This window comes from Cereibacter sp. Soil_C_27 (assembly GCF_057657095.1).
Genome location: NZ_JBDGJD010000004.1, coordinates 74,499 through 87,481, shown reverse-complemented (window position 1 = coordinate 87,481; position 12,983 = coordinate 74,499). Strand labels below are relative to the sequence as shown.

The following is a 12,983-nucleotide window of genomic DNA, read 5'->3' as shown; positions in this document are numbered from 1 at the left end:
GCGCCGAAGGCCTGCCGCCGCAAGCCGCCCCGGTGCGGCACCTGGCCTTCTCCTCGCAGAAATATTCCCCCGCGGAGCGTCCCCGGCTGACCCAAGGCACCTCCGGCGGGGAGTATTTGGGCAAGGAAAAACCGGCAGACGGTCTGCGCCTGCCGGTTCCTTTCGTCCATGGCAATGCCGTCCGAGGGGCCTCGATGGCCCCGAGGGCGGCTCGTCCGGTCTAGCGGATCACCTGCGCCACCGCGCGGGCCAGCACCGGCACAGTGTTGCGGTTCAGCCCGGCGATGTTCAGCCGGCTGTCGCCCACCATGTAGATGCCATGCTCGCTGCGCAGCCGCTCGACCTGGTCCGCCGTGATCCCTAGCCGCGAGAACATGCCGCGGTGCTGGCCGATGAAGCCGAAGCGGTCCGATCCGGTCTCGGCCCTGAGCGCGTCGGCCAGAAGCTGGCGCAAAGTCAGCATGTTCAGCCGCACCTCCTCCAGCTCCGACTTCCAGTCGGCGGTCAGTTCGGCATCGGTCAGGATCATCGTCACCAGCCGCGCGCCGTGGTCGGGCGGGAAGGAGAAGTTCTGCCGGTTGAGGAAGTTCAGGTTGGCCTGCACCGTGGGCTTCAGCGCCGGGTCGCCCAGTGCCATCAGCACGCCGGTGCGCTCGCGGTAGATGCCGAAGTTCTTCGAGCAGGAGGCAGCGATCAGCACTTCCGGCAGGCGGGCGGCGATCAGCCGGGTCGCGGCGGCGTCCTCCTCCAGCCCGTCGCCGAAGCCCTGATAGGCCAGGTCGATCAGCGGGATCGCCCCGGTCTTTTCCAGCAATGCGGCGATGGCGGCCCATTCCACCGCATTCGGATTGGCCCCGGTCGGGTTGTGGCAGCAGCCGTGCAGCAGCACCACGTCGCCGGGTTTCGCCCCGGCGAGATCCTGCATCATGCCTTCGAAATCGACGCCCCCGGTCTCGGCGTCGAAATAGCGGTACTCCCGCATCGGAATGCCGAGATAGCGGATGATCGAGGGATGGTTCGGCCAGGTCGGGTTGCTGAGCCAGACGGTCGCCTCGGGTGAGGCCAGCTTGATCAGCTCCAGCGCCTGCCGGATCGCCCCGGTGCCGCCGGGGGTGGCGATGGCCGCGATCCGGTCGGCCGCGGCGTCCTCACCGAGGATCATCTTGGCCATGGCGGCGGCATAGGCCGGTTCGCCCGCGAGCCCGGTATAGGTCTTGGTGGTCTCGGTCTGCCAGAGCTTCGCCTCGGCCGCCTTCACCGCGCGCATCACCGGGGTGAGCCCGGTCGGGTCCTTGTAGACGCCGACGCCGAGGTCGATCTTCGCCTCGCGCGGGTCGTCACGATACATCTGGATCAGCTGCAGGATCTTGTCGGCGGGTTGCGGTTTCAGCGCGGAGAGCATCGTCTATCCTTTCGCGACCTTGAGGTCGTCATACATGCCCCACTCGGCCCAGGACCCGTCGTAGAGCGAATGGTTGCGGTGGCCGATCCGCTCCAGCGCGAGGCTGAGGATGGCGGCGGAAATGCCGGAGCCGCAGGTGGTGATCGCCGGTTTCGCCAGATCGACCCCGGCCTCGGTGAAGAGCCTGCGCAGCGCCTCGGGCGATTTCATCGTGCCGTCGGAATTCAGCAGGTTGCCCCAGGGCAGGTTCTTCGAGCCGGGGATATGGCCCGAGCGCAGGCCGGGCCGCGGCTCGGGCTCGCTGCCGGCAAAGCGCGGGGCGGAGCGCGCGTCGATGATCTCGGCCTCGCCCAGCTTCGAAGCATGGGCGACCTGCGTCACGTCCTTCACCAGCCCGGCCTGCCGCTGCACGGTGATGTGGCGGTCGCGTACCTGCGCCGGCATGTCCTCGACCGGATGGCCCTCGGCCTGCCATTTGGGAAAGCCGCCATCCAGCACCGCGACATCGAGCTTGCCCATCAGCCGGAAGGTCCACCAGACCCGCGGCGCCGAGAAGATGCCGGTGGAATCGTAGACCACCACCTGGTGCCCGTCGCCCACGCCCATCGCCCGCATCCGGCTGATGAACTTCTCGGGCGGCGGCGCCATATGCGGCAGCGACGAACGCTGGTCGCTGATCTCGTCGATGTCGAAGAAGCGCGCGCCGGGGATATGGGCGGCCTCATGCTCGGCCCGAGGGTCGCGCGGCGTGCCCGGCATGAACCAGGAAGCGTCGAGCAGGCGCAGGTCGGGGTCGCGCAGATGGGCGGCAAGCCAGTCGGTCGAGACCAGCGTTCTGGGATCGTCTTTTGCGGCGGCTGTGGTGGCGTCGGTGGCGGCGGCGGTCATGTCCGGGCTCCTCGCAAGGCCCGCCCGGAGTAATGCCCGAAGGCCGGGCAGGCAAGCCCCCCGGGCGTGACCTGTCAACGCAAGCCGGAAAAACCGGGCTTCAGCCCTGTTTCAGCAGCCGGGCCTTCTGCCGGTCCCAGTCGCGCTTCATCTCGGTCTGGCGCTTGTCGGCGAGCTTCTTGCCCTTGGCGACGCCAAGCTTGATCTTCACGATGCCACGCTCGTTGAAATACATCTTCATCGGCACGATGGTCATGCCCTCGCGCGCGGTGGCGTTCCACAGCCGCGACAGCTCCTTCTTCGAGACCAGAAGCTTGCGCCGCCGCCGCTCCTCATGGCCGAAGGTCTTGGCGCGGACGTAGGGCGCGATATAGCCGTTGATCAGCCAGAGCTCGCCATTCTCGACCGAGGCATAGCTCTCGGCGATGTTCGAGCCGCCCTGCCGCAGCGATTTGACCTCGGAGCCGAACAGCATGATGCCGGCCTCCAGATCGTCCTCGATATGGTAATCGAAACGCGCGCGGCGGTTTTCGGCGATGAGCTTGCTGTTGGGATCGGATTTTTCGGCCATGATCCCCCCGAGATAGGCGAGCGGTGCCGCCAAGTCCAGTGCAGGCCTGCGACGGCGGCTCTGCGGCATGCGAGACAGAAGACAAGCCGCGCCGCGCCGGTGTAGAGGAAAGGCGGAGGGCTCCCCATGTTCCTGCAGATCCTGTCCGGTTCCATCGTGCTGCTGACCTCCATCCTGCTGATGGCCCCCAGCGCATGGCTGGTCGAGGCCGCTTTCCTGCGCTGGCACCGCTGGCTGATGATCGAGCCGCACCGCCCCAAGCTGATCCTCGTGGTGGCGGGCACGGCGCTCTGGGCGCTGGCGATGCTGACGGTGGGGGTCTGGCTCTGGGCACTGACCTTCTGGGTGCTCGGCGCCTTCCGGACGATGGAGGAAGCGCTCTATTTCTCGATGGTGACCTTCACCACGCTGGGCTACGGCGATGTGCTGATGCCGCAGCGTTGGCGCATCCTCGGGGCGATGGCGGCTGCCAACGGGCTTTTGAACTTCGGCCTGCTGACGGCGCTTCTGGTCGAGGCGCTGCGCCACGTGCGGATGAACCAGGCGGCGTCTAAGCGGCACTGAGCCTCACGCCGCCCTGGCGAAGGGGGCGATGAGCGCCTGGGCCTCGGCGGCGCCGACCTGCGGGTAGAAGCAGTCCGTCTCGCCCGGAAGCGCGGGGCAATGCAGCAGCAGTCCGCTGTTGGCCCAGATCGCCTCCTCCTCGGCAAAGCGCAGGGTGACGATCGCGCTCGCCTGCGGCAGCGGCACCCGATGGATGCCGGCGATCCCCTCCAGCGCCAAGGCAGCGAACCTCGCGAAGGCGGCATCCTCAAGGGCACCCAGCGTATCGACCAGCAGCTCCTGACCCGGCAGGACGAGCAGATCGGCGCAATTGCCGAAGGCGCCGCCCGGCAGATGCAGCGCCATCGCCTCGGCCCCGACCTCCCGCCGGTCGAGCCCGAGGATCGGCCGCAGCCCGCCGTCGAGCGTCTGCACCCGGTCGCCCACCGCCAGCCGCTCCACCGGCTGCCAGCCGGTGGCGGTCTCGACCAGCGTACCGGTCAGGAGGCCGGTGAGCGGGCCGCAGATCGGGGTGGGCTCCGGGCGACCGACGGGAGCGGCAGCGCGGGCGAGACAGGCGATATCCTGCATGAACATGACGCGATCCTTTGTGTGAGGCGGTGGGAGAGACGAGAACGGCCAGAAACGGCCCTGCGCCCAATAAGCACCGGAATTCTGACGTATTTTCGTCGCAGAAACGGCCCGCACAGGGCATTGGCGCCCGCCGCGAAACAGCGCGCCCTGGCCGCCCCGACCATCCCGCAGCCCCCCGCTCGCCAAGCTTCGCGAAACCATGATCTGCGGCCTTCAGCCGAATCAGCCGGAGGAGCCGGCCGAGGGTGGCACGCCCAAGCTGGTCAGCGGGCGGCGCGGCGGCCGGTGCGCAGCAGGGTGTAGATGCCCGAGAGCACCACGATGGCGCTGCCGGTCAGAGTCAGCGCGTCGGGGCGTTCGGCGAAGACCAGCACGCCGAGGATCAGCGCGAAAAGTAGCCGGGTGTAGCGGAACGGGGTGACGACCGAGACCTCGCCGATCCGCATGGCGGCGGTCAGTGCGTAATAGGCGCCGACCCCCACCGCCGTCGCGGCAAGGAGCAGCGCCGCCTGCGTGGCATCGGGACGGACCGCGCCGCCGGTCAGGGCCAGAAGCACCGCGCCGGTGGGGATCAGCATGAAGAAGCCATAGATGCCGAGCTGCAGGTTCGACAGCACCGGCGGGGCGGCGCGGGTTGCCAGATCGCGCCCGGCAAAGCCCAGCATCCCCGCCACCGCCAGCAGCGAGGCCAGGCTGAAGCCCTCCACCCCCGGCCGCAGGATCACCAGCACGCCGAGGAATCCCACGCCGATCGCCGTCCAGCGCCGCCAGCCGACCTTCTCGCCGAAGATCAGCGCCGCGCCGCCGACCACGACCAGCGGTGTCGCCTGCAGGATCGCCGAGGCGCTCGAGAGCGGGGTCAGCGCGATGGCCAGCGTGTAGAACAGCCGTCCCGCGCTCTCGCAGAGCGCGCGCAGCAGGATCGGGCGCGACAGGATCGCCGGATGCAGCGCGTGCTCGCCGCGCCGGGCGGCGAGCACGATGAAGCAGATCATGCCGCCCAGACCGAAGAGGATCAGGATCTCGCCCACCGGCAGGCTGCGCGACACCGACTTGAGCAGCATGTCCTCGATGGCGAAGCCCGCCATCGAGATCACCATGAGGATGCTGCCGCGCAGGTTGCCCGCGCTGGCCTCCGCTGCCGAAGGCCGGAGCAGGCTCAGTTGATCAACCCGGCGTGGCGCATCGCGGCGTCGATCCGCGCCTTGGTGCCGTCGGTCAGGCCGATCAGCGGCAGGCGGACCTCCTCCTCGCAGAGACCGAGCTTCGAGAGGCCGTATTTCGCCCCCGCGAGCCCCGGCTCGAGGAAGATCGCCTCGTGCAGCGGCATCAGCCGGTCCTGATACTCCAGCGCGCGGGCGTAGTCGCCCGCCAGCGTCGCCTGCTGGAACTCGGCGCAGAGCCGGGGCGCCACGTTCGCCGTCACCGAGATGCAGCCGGTGCCGCCATGCGCGTTGAACCCGAGCGCCGTCGCATCCTCGCCCGAAAGCTGGATGAAATCGGCGCCGCAGCTGGCGCGCTGCTGGCTGACACGCTCGATCTTGCCGGTCGCGTCCTTGACGCCGACGATGCGCGGCAGTTTCGCCAGAGTGCCCATCGTTTCCGGCGTCATGTCGACGACCGAGCGGCCGGGGATGTTGTAGATGATGATCGGCAGGGTGCAGCAGTCGTGCAGCGCGGTGAAATGCGCGATCAGCCCGGCCTGCGTCGGCTTGTTGTAATAGGGCGTCACCACCAGTGCGGCATCGGCGCCGACCCGTTCGGCGAAGCGGATCAGGCGGATGCCCTCGACCGTGTTGTTCGAGCCCGCGCCCGCGATCACCGGCACCCGGCCGGCGGCGGCCTTGACCACGGCCTCGATCACCGTCTCGTGCTCTTCGTGGCTCAGCGTGGGGCTTTCGCCGGTGGTGCCGACGGGCACGAGGCCGGTGGAGCCTTCGGCGATCTGCCAATCCACCAGTTTCTTCAGCGTCTCGAGATCCAGGGCGCCGTTCTTGAACGGCGTCACAAGGGCGGGAATGGACCCTTTGATCATGACACGCTTCTCCTGATGGGTGGGCTGACCCTGAGTCGCCCGGTTGCAAACCCGGCCTTCCTAGCGCCGGTCGTCTGGCTTGCCAAGTTCCTGACGCCGCAGGGATGCAGGCTGGCGCGGATGTGTGTTGCGGGGGCCTGCGGGCTGGGGCAAAATCCACGCCATGATCCGAATGCTCCGCCTCCCTTCCCGTCCCGCCGGGCGCCTTGCGCCGCTTGTCCTGATCCTCGGTCTGGCTGTCGCCGGGCTGACCGCACCGCATGGCGCCCGCGCCGACGAGGCAGATGCGCTGCGCGGCGCGCTGCAGCGGGTGGCGCAGCGCGACTGGGCCGCGGCGGCCACGGCGGCGCAGGGGGCCGGATCGGTGGGGCAGGCGGTGATCGAATGGCACCGGCTGCGCGCCGGGCAGGGGCTGCTCGGCGATTACGAGCAGTTCCTCGCGCGCTATCCCGACTGGCCGGGCATGCCGCTCCTGCGCGAGAAGGGCGAGGCGGCGGTGGCACGTTCCACCACGCCCGCCCGGGTGCTGGGCTATTTCGACGGGGCCGAGCCGCAGACGGCGGCGGGCGCCATCGCCAATGTCCGCGCGCTGGCCGGCGCCGGGCGCGGCGCCGAGGCCGAAGCCGAGGCGCTGCGGGCCTGGACGACGCTCGGCTTCGAGCCGGAGGAGGAAGCCGTCCTGCTGGGGCTCTACCCGCAGGCGCTGGCCCGGGCGCATGAGGCACGACTCGACCAGCTCCTCTGGCAGAACCGGCCCGAGCAGGCGCTGCGGATGCTGCCGCGCGTCTCGGCGGGCTGGCAGGCGCTGGCGCGGGCGCGGATGGCCCTGCGGGCCGACACGCCCGGCATCGACGCGCTGATCGCCGCCGTTCCGGCCGCGCTCGCCAACGATCCGGGGCTTGCCTACGAGCGGTTCATCTGGCGCGCCCGCAAGGGCCGGACCGACGATGCGGCGGCGCTGCTGATGGAGCGCAGCACCAGCGCCGCGACGCTGGGCGATCCGGCGCAATGGGCCGGGCGCCGCGCCGGGATCGCGCGCGGGCTGCTCGACGAGGGCAAGGCGGCGCTGGCCTATCGTGCGGCGGCGGAGCATTGGCTGACCTCGGGCAGTGATTTCGCCGAGCTTGAGTTCCTCGCGGGCTTCATCGCCCTGCGCAAGCTGAACCAGCCGGAAGCGGCGCTGGGGCATTTCCAGCGGCTGCAGGCGGCGGTGCGCACCCCGATCAGCCTGTCGCGCGCGCATTACTGGCAGGCGCGCGCGCTGGAGACCCTCGGCCGCCTGGACGCCGCCGGGACTGCCTATGCCGAAGGGGCGAAGCACCAGACGGCCTATTACGGGCTGCTCTCGGCCGAGCGCGCGGGCATCCCGCTCGACCCCGCGCTGCTGCAGCCGACCCGGGTCGGCGACTGGCGGCAGGCGGGCTTTGCCGGATCGTCGGTGCTGGAGGCGGCGCGGCTTCTGTTGCGGGCCGGGGAACTCGATCTGGGCAAGCGCTTCCTTCTGCATCTGGCCGAGGGGCTGGGGCCGGAGGATCTGGCGATGCTGGCCGACATGACGCTTGCCATGGACGAGCCGCATATCGCCGTGCTCCTGGGCAAGCAGGGGGCGGAGCGTGGGATCATCCTGCCCTCGGCCTATTTCCCGGTGTCGGAGATGGTGCCCTCGGACGGGCTGCCGGTCAGCCGGGCGCTGGCCCTGTCGATCGCGCGGCGCGAAAGCGAGTTCAACCCGGTGGTGGTCAGCCCCGCCGGGGCGCGCGGGCTGATGCAGGTCATGCCGGGCACCGGCAAGATGATGGCGGCCAAGACCGGCTCGGTCTTCGAGCCGCGGATGCTGACCAGCGATCCCGCCTTCAACGTGCGGATGGGCACGGCCTATCTCGCGCAGCTGGTCGAGGAGTTCGGCCCCTCGATCGCGCTGATCGCCTCGGGCTACAACGCCGGCCCGGGCCGCCCGCGTCGCTGGGTGCAGGAATTCGGCGACCCGCGCCTGCCGGATGTCGATGTGGTCGATTGGGTCGAGACGATCCCCTTCGCCGAGACGCGGACCTATGTGATGCGCGTGGCGGAATCGGTGGTGATCTACCGCGCCAAGCTCCGCGGCACCGGCGGCCCCGTCCGGATCACGGAGGAGCTGAAGGGGTAAGGCGCGCCCGGACGATCTTCCAGTGGAAGATCGTCAGCGCCGAACGCACGCCGCGCAAGCGGCGGGCCGGGAGAGGCGCGCCCGCCGGTGGACCGTTTCCCGATGTCACGCGCGCCCCTTGGCAGCCCCGGAGGAGGCGCGCCCGCCAGCGGATCACCCCAACAATTCCCATCCCGCGCGGCCCCCGGAACAACGCCCCCCATCCCATGTTGCAGCCCCAGGCAACCAAAAGGAGCGGCGCATGGCAGACCGATCGGCGGCGGACCCCACCCGGCGGCTCCTCTGGGGCGGCTTCTGGCTCGGCTTCGCGCTCAGCGGCTTCTTCGACGGCATCCTCCTGCATCAGGTGCTGCAGTGGCACCACCTGCTCTCTGGCATGGCGCCCTCGGAGACGCCGCAGGACCTGCGTTTCCAGATCCTCGCGGACGGGCTGTTCCATGTCTCGCATTACCTCTTCGCGCTGCTCGGCCTCTGGCTGATCTGGACCCGCCGTGCCGCCTTCGCCGTGCCGGGGGTGGAGCGGCGCTTCACCGGCTGGGCGCTGATCGGCTTCGGCAGCTGGCATGTGCTCGACGCGGTGCTCTCGCATTGGCTGCTGCAGATCCACCGGATCAGGATGGACAGCGCCTACCCGCTCTTCTGGGATCTCGCCTGGCTGGTCCCCTTCGGCCTCGCCGTGCTGGCCCTGGGCATCCACCTGCTGCGAAGCCCGCCGCCCGGCCCCGGCGGCACGGGGCGGCGCGCTGCCGTCACGCTGGCGCTGGCGGTGCTGGTCGCGGGTCCGCTTGCCGCGCTGCCTCCCGAGGCCGATCCCGATGGCCGCACGCTCGTCCTCTTCCGCCCCGGCATCTCCTTCGCCGAGGTCGCCGCCGCCGCCGATGCGGTGGAGGGGCGGCTGATCTGGACCGACGCCAGCGAGGCCGTCTGGATCATGGCGCTCGGCCCCGAGGCCAGCGCGCTCAGCCTCTACCGGCACGGCGCGCTGCTCGTCTCGCGCGGCCCGGTCTCGGTCGGCTGCCTGAGCTGGACCAGCGCCTAGCGGCCCTTGCGCGAGACCAGCGAGGCCGCGACGCGGAAACCCTCGGGGATCGCGTCCCGCCCCTCCAGCACCAGATCGGCCATCACCTCGGCCACCTTCGGCGCCATGCCGAAGCCGATCTTGAAGCCGCCATTGGCGACGAACTGCCCCGACCGCCCCGGCCACTCTCCCAGCATTGGTGCAAGGCTGCGCGCCCGCGGCCTGAGCGCCGCCCAGCGTTCCAGCACCGGCGCGCCCTCCAGCTGCAGATAGACCGCCAGCGCCCGTGCATGGACCGCCTCCAGCTGCTCGTCAGTCGTGTCGGGCGAAAGCCACTCCTTCTCGCTGGTCGAGCCGATCGCCACCGTGCCATCGGCATGCGGCACGATCAGCAGCCCGTCGGCGAAGACCTGCGGCTGGTCGCGCAGATCGGCCTCGACCAGCAGCGCCTGCCCCTTCACCCCGCTGCCCACCGGCTTGCCCAGATCCTCGCCCAGCGCCTGCAGCCCGTCGAGGCCCGTCGCCCAGATCACCGGCCCGGCCTCCTCCGCCGCGCCGATCACGATCTCGCCCCCTGCGGCTTGGATCGCCGCGGCCAGCGCGGCGCAGGCGAGGCGCGGGTGGATGCGGGCGCTCAGCGTGTCATGGATCACGAAGCCGCTCGGGCTCTGCGGCATCCCCGGCGCACCCGCCGCCAGCACCTGCCAGTGAAAACGCCCCTCCCAGAGGCTCTGCGCCTCCACCCCCCGGGCCCGCGCCGCCTCCACCGCGCGCGCATCGGCCAAGGGCTGATAGCGCCCGAGCCGGGCATAGCCAGTGGGCAGGTCGGAGACCTCGGCCACTTCGGCCCACCAGCCCTCGGCCATCGCCAGGCTGTCGAACTGGAAGGCCTTCTTGTCGTTCCACTGTTCGGGCACATGGGGCGAGAGCGCGCCGACCAGCCCGCCCGACGATCCGGCGCCGATCCGCACCGTCTCGATCAGCCGCACCTTCGCGCCGCGCCGGGCGGCGGCCCATGCGGTCGCCAGCCCGAAGATGCCCGCGCCCCTTACCGTCAGATCCGGCGTTGCCATTGCCCGCTTCCCTGTCCATTGTCCGCTCCGAACCAGCAGGCTTAGGACAGATGGCAGAGAGCGACCAGAGCGCAGATGTCGCGTGGCGCGACGGGATCGTTCCGGTCTCGACGCGGTTCGACGACCCGTATTTCTCGCTGGCCGACGGTCTGGCCGAGACGCGGCATGTGTTCCTCGCCGGAAACGGCCTGCCCGACCGCTTCCGCCCCGGCTTCCGTATCGCCGAACTCGGCTTCGGCACCGGGCTCAACATGCTGGCGACCCTGATCGCCTGGCAGGGCGCGGGCTGCGAGGGCAGGCTGCACTACACCTCCTTTGAGGCCTTCCCGATGCGCGCCGAAGAGATCGCCCGCGCCCTGCAGGCCTTCCCCGAGGCCGAGGCGGTGGCGGGCCCCTTCCTTGCCGCCTGGCAGGCCGGTCATTCGTGCTTCACGAATGGCGGGCTGCAGGTCGAGGTCATCCTCGGCGATGCGCGCGGGACGCTTCCCGCCTGGCAGGGGCAGGCGGATGCGTGGTTTCTCGACGGTTTCTCGCCCGCCAAGAACCCCGAGCTCTGGTCGGAAGAGCTGATGTGCGCGGTTGCCGGGCACACGGCCCCCGAGGGCACATTCGCCACCTATACGGCGGCCGGTCATGTGCGGCGGGCCTTGCAGGCGGCGGCATTCGAGGTCACACGGTCGCCGGGACATGGGCGCAAACGGCACATGTCCTCGGGAAAACTGCGGACATGACCGAACAGAACACGCGGCTCGGCATCTGGCTCATGGTGCTGACCACCTTCATCTTCACCATACAGGACGGACTCTCGCGCCATCTGGCCGGGGAATACAACGTCTTCATGGTGGTGATGATCCGCTACTGGTTCTTCGCCGCCTTCGTCATCGCGCTGACCAGCCGCACCTCCGGGGGCCTCAAGGTGGCGCTGCGGGCGCGGCATCCGGTGCTGCAGGCGACGCGGGCGCTGCTGCTGGCGGCCGAGGTCTGCGTCATGGTGGTGGGCTTCGTGCATCTGGGGCTGGTCGAAAGCCATGCCGTCTTCACCTCCTATCCGCTGCTGGTGGCCGCCCTCTCCGGCCCGGTGCTGGGCGAAAAGGTCGGCTGGCGGCGCTGGACGGCCATCGGCATCGGCTTCGTCGGGGTGATGATCATCCTAAAGCCGGGCTTCGCGGTGTTCTCGCCCTGGGCGCTGATGCCGCTCGCCGCCGCCTTCATGTTCGCGATGTATGGCCTCCTGACCCGCTACGTCTCACGCCGCGACGGCGCCGCCGTCAGCTTCTTCTGGACGGGCACGGTGGGCGCCGTCGCCATGACCTGTATCGGCGTCTGGTTCTGGGAGCCGATGACCCTGCCCGACTGGGGCTGGATGGTGACGCTCTGCTGCACCGGGGTGCTGGGGCACTGGTGCCTGATCCGCTCCTACGAGGTGGCAGAGGCCAGCGCGGTGCAGCCGTTTGCCTTCCTGCAGTTGGTCTTCGCCTCGGTGCTGGGCATGGTGATCTTCGGCGACACGCTGCGGACCAACGTCGCCATCGGCGCGGGCGTCGTGGTCTGCGCCGGGCTTTTCACCCTCTGGCGGGCGCGGGTGAAGGGGCAGGCCTGAGCCTCAGCCCCTGCCAACCTCAGTTCCTCTCGGCCTCGGCCCGCAACCCCGCCATCAGCTCGTCCAGCGCCTTCGCCGTGCGCTCGTCCTTCAGCGCCCCGGCCTCGTCGAAGGCCGAGCGCGAGAAGGCCACCATCACCTCCGGTCCAGAGATCAGCCGCGGGCGGAACGGCGTCAGGCAGAGCCGCAGCGAGAATTGCGCCCGGTCGCCCCCGGCCCGCCCGTCCGAGGCCGAGACGATCGCCACCGGCTTGTCGCGCATCGCCCCGCCCTTCACCCGGCTCACCCAGTCGAGCGCGTTCTTCAGCACTCCCGGCAGCGCCTTGTTGTATTCCGGCGTGGCGATGACGATGGCATCGGCGGCCTTCATCTGCTCCGCCAGCCGCTGCACCGCTTCGGGGATGCCCTCCGCGATCTCCAGATCCTCGTCATAGAGCGGCAGGCGCAGATCGCCTTCGGTATGGGTCGCCGCGCCGAAGCGGCGGCGGGCCTCGGCCAAGAGCAGCCGGTTGGTGGAGCCTGCGCGCAACGCGCCGGAAATGCCGAGCAGGGTCAGGGTCATGCGGTCTCCTTCGCTTTGCCGCGATGGTAGCCTGCCGCAGGCGGCGCGCAAGCTCAGAGCGGCTTGCGGAAGGTCAGCGAGGTCGGGCGGTCGTAGCCTTCATGCGCGGTCGCCGCCGTCTGGCGAAAGCCGAGCGCCGCGAAGGTCGCATGGTTCTCCACCAGCTCCACCCGCACCTGCAGCTCCAGCGCCGGAAACCCGAGCGCCCGCGCCCGCTCCTCGGCCACCGCCATCAGCGCCCGCGCATGGCCCTGACGCTGCGCCAAAGGCGAGACCGCCAGCTTGCCGACATAAAGCGCATCCGGCTTCGGCGTCAGGAACACGCAGGCCAGCACCGGCGCGCCGATCAGCCAGATCTCGCCCTCCGCCGCCTGCCGGGCAATCCCCTCCGGCGTCAGCCGGTGCATCGAGGAGGGCGGGTCGATCCGCCCCTCCATCCCGGCGAAGGCCTGCCGGATCAGCGCCAGAAGGGCCGGCCAGTCTTCGTCATGCGTCGCGCGCCGGGGGGTCATGCTATCCATCCCGGCATCTGGCATCCCGCCGCTTCCCGG

General features: G+C 70.1%; 14 protein-coding genes. 5 read left to right on the top strand and 9 right to left on the bottom strand.

Going from position 1 to position 12,983, the window contains the following annotated elements:
• Positions 1 to 220: 220 nt before the first annotated feature.
• From AC3A5Z_RS15245 to smpB, 3 genes are all read right to left on the bottom strand, one after another.
• On the bottom strand, positions 221 to 1,402 hold the full coding sequence (locus AC3A5Z_RS15245) for an amino acid aminotransferase (protein ID WP_136793758.1): 1,182 nt from the start codon (positions 1,400 to 1,402) through the stop codon (positions 221 to 223).
• A gap of 3 nt (positions 1,403 to 1,405) precedes the next feature.
• Positions 1,406 to 2,290 carry a 3-mercaptopyruvate sulfurtransferase gene (gene sseA, locus AC3A5Z_RS15240; RefSeq protein WP_487520193.1) on the bottom strand — a complete coding sequence of 295 codons (885 nt, stop codon included), beginning with the start codon at positions 2,288 to 2,290 and terminating at the stop codon, positions 1,406 to 1,408.
• A 100-nt stretch (positions 2,291 to 2,390) separates the two neighbouring features.
• Complete coding sequence (gene smpB / locus AC3A5Z_RS15235; protein ID WP_107663597.1) at positions 2,391 to 2,861, bottom strand: SsrA-binding protein SmpB; 471 nt, start codon at positions 2,859 to 2,861, stop codon at positions 2,391 to 2,393.
• Positions 2,862 to 2,987: 126 nt separating this feature from the next.
• Here smpB and AC3A5Z_RS15230 point away from each other — a divergent pair, with 126 nt between their 5' ends.
• The gene (locus tag AC3A5Z_RS15230; protein WP_487520192.1) at positions 2,988 to 3,425 is read left to right on the top strand and encodes an ion channel; all 438 of its coding nucleotides are present in this window, start codon (positions 2,988 to 2,990) and stop codon (positions 3,423 to 3,425) included.
• A 3-nt stretch (positions 3,426 to 3,428) separates the two neighbouring features.
• Here AC3A5Z_RS15230 and AC3A5Z_RS15225 read toward each other — a convergent pair whose 3' ends face one another.
• From AC3A5Z_RS15225 to dapA, 3 genes are all read right to left on the bottom strand, one after another.
• Positions 3,429 to 4,001 (bottom strand): Hint domain-containing protein, encoded by a 573-nt coding sequence (locus AC3A5Z_RS15225; RefSeq protein ID WP_487520191.1) that lies wholly within the window; start codon positions 3,999 to 4,001, stop codon positions 3,429 to 3,431.
• Positions 4,002 to 4,261: 260 nt separating this feature from the next.
• Entirely contained in the window at positions 4,262 to 5,098 is an 837-nt protein-coding gene (locus AC3A5Z_RS15220; RefSeq protein ID WP_487520190.1) for a DMT family transporter, read from the bottom strand.
• 59 nt (positions 5,099 to 5,157) lie between these two features.
• Complete coding sequence (gene dapA / locus AC3A5Z_RS15215) at positions 5,158 to 6,033, bottom strand: 4-hydroxy-tetrahydrodipicolinate synthase (RefSeq protein ID WP_487520189.1); 876 nt, start codon at positions 6,031 to 6,033, stop codon at positions 5,158 to 5,160.
• Between the two features lie 163 nt (positions 6,034 to 6,196).
• On the opposite strand from dapA, the gene AC3A5Z_RS15210 reads away from it, so the two are divergent.
• Both AC3A5Z_RS15210 and AC3A5Z_RS15205 read left to right on the top strand, forming a co-directional pair.
• Positions 6,197 to 8,179, top strand: a complete 1,983-nt coding sequence (locus AC3A5Z_RS15210; protein WP_487520188.1) for a lytic transglycosylase domain-containing protein — start codon at positions 6,197 to 6,199, stop codon at positions 8,177 to 8,179.
• Positions 8,180 to 8,420: 241 nt separating this feature from the next.
• Positions 8,421 to 9,218 carry a DUF2243 domain-containing protein gene (locus AC3A5Z_RS15205; RefSeq protein ID WP_487520187.1) on the top strand — a complete coding sequence of 266 codons (798 nt, stop codon included), beginning with the start codon at positions 8,421 to 8,423 and terminating at the stop codon, positions 9,216 to 9,218.
• Here AC3A5Z_RS15205 and AC3A5Z_RS15200 read toward each other — a convergent pair.
• On the bottom strand, positions 9,215 to 10,270 hold the full coding sequence (locus tag AC3A5Z_RS15200; RefSeq protein ID WP_487520186.1) for an NAD(P)/FAD-dependent oxidoreductase: 1,056 nt from the start codon (positions 10,268 to 10,270) through the stop codon (positions 9,215 to 9,217). The two genes, AC3A5Z_RS15205 and AC3A5Z_RS15200, sit on opposite strands and share 4 nt — an antisense overlap.
• 50 nt (positions 10,271 to 10,320) lie before the next feature.
• Between AC3A5Z_RS15200 and mnmC2 the strand changes: the two genes are divergently transcribed.
• Together mnmC2 and AC3A5Z_RS15190 are read left to right on the top strand one after the other, a co-directional pair.
• Positions 10,321 to 11,001: a tRNA (5-methylaminomethyl-2-thiouridine)(34)-methyltransferase MnmC2 gene (mnmC2, locus tag AC3A5Z_RS15195; protein WP_487520185.1), complete on the top strand. Its 681-nt coding sequence runs from the start codon at positions 10,321 to 10,323 to the stop codon at positions 10,999 to 11,001.
• Entirely contained in the window at positions 10,998 to 11,870 is an 873-nt protein-coding gene (locus AC3A5Z_RS15190) for a DMT family transporter (RefSeq protein WP_487520184.1), read from the top strand. Before mnmC2 ends, AC3A5Z_RS15190 begins: the two co-directional genes overlap by 4 nt.
• Before the next feature lie 19 nt (positions 11,871 to 11,889).
• On the opposite strand, the gene AC3A5Z_RS15185 is transcribed toward AC3A5Z_RS15190, so the two are convergent.
• Both AC3A5Z_RS15185 and AC3A5Z_RS15180 read right to left on the bottom strand, forming a co-directional pair.
• Entirely contained in the window at positions 11,890 to 12,432 is a 543-nt protein-coding gene (locus AC3A5Z_RS15185) for an NADPH-dependent FMN reductase (protein ID WP_487520183.1), read from the bottom strand.
• A 53-nt stretch (positions 12,433 to 12,485) separates the two neighbouring features.
• Positions 12,486 to 12,944, bottom strand: coding sequence for a GNAT family N-acetyltransferase (locus AC3A5Z_RS15180; protein ID WP_487520182.1), 459 nt, complete (start codon positions 12,942 to 12,944; stop codon positions 12,486 to 12,488).
• Between the last annotated feature and the right edge of the window lie 39 nt (positions 12,945 to 12,983).

Excerpts from the sequence above, each read along its gene's own strand:
- AC3A5Z_RS15245 (WP_136793758.1), bottom strand. The coding sequence starts at position 1,402 with ATGCTCTCCGCGCTGAAACCGCAACCCGCCGACAAGATCCTGCAGCTG.
- sseA (WP_487520193.1), bottom strand. The coding sequence starts at position 2,290 with ATGACCGCCGCCGCCACCGACGCCACCACAGCCGCCGCAAAAGACGAT.
- smpB (WP_107663597.1), bottom strand. The coding sequence starts at position 2,861 with ATGGCCGAAAAATCCGATCCCAACAGCAAGCTCATCGCCGAAAACCGC.
- AC3A5Z_RS15230 (WP_487520192.1), top strand. The coding sequence starts at position 2,988 with ATGTTCCTGCAGATCCTGTCCGGTTCCATCGTGCTGCTGACCTCCATC.
- AC3A5Z_RS15225 (WP_487520191.1), bottom strand. The coding sequence starts at position 4,001 with ATGTTCATGCAGGATATCGCCTGTCTCGCCCGCGCTGCCGCTCCCGTC.
- AC3A5Z_RS15220 (WP_487520190.1), bottom strand. The coding sequence starts at position 5,098 with ATGGTGATCTCGATGGCGGGCTTCGCCATCGAGGACATGCTGCTCAAG.
- dapA (WP_487520189.1), bottom strand. The coding sequence starts at position 6,033 with ATGATCAAAGGGTCCATTCCCGCCCTTGTGACGCCGTTCAAGAACGGC.
- AC3A5Z_RS15210 (WP_487520188.1), top strand. The coding sequence starts at position 6,197 with ATGATCCGAATGCTCCGCCTCCCTTCCCGTCCCGCCGGGCGCCTTGCG.
- AC3A5Z_RS15205 (WP_487520187.1), top strand. The coding sequence starts at position 8,421 with ATGGCAGACCGATCGGCGGCGGACCCCACCCGGCGGCTCCTCTGGGGC.
- AC3A5Z_RS15200 (WP_487520186.1), bottom strand. The coding sequence starts at position 10,270 with ATGGCAACGCCGGATCTGACGGTAAGGGGCGCGGGCATCTTCGGGCTG.
- mnmC2 (WP_487520185.1), top strand. The coding sequence starts at position 10,321 with ATGGCAGAGAGCGACCAGAGCGCAGATGTCGCGTGGCGCGACGGGATC.
- AC3A5Z_RS15190 (WP_487520184.1), top strand. The coding sequence starts at position 10,998 with ATGACCGAACAGAACACGCGGCTCGGCATCTGGCTCATGGTGCTGACC.
- AC3A5Z_RS15185 (WP_487520183.1), bottom strand. The coding sequence starts at position 12,432 with ATGACCCTGACCCTGCTCGGCATTTCCGGCGCGTTGCGCGCAGGCTCC.
- AC3A5Z_RS15180 (WP_487520182.1), bottom strand. The coding sequence starts at position 12,944 with ATGACCCCCCGGCGCGCGACGCATGACGAAGACTGGCCGGCCCTTCTG.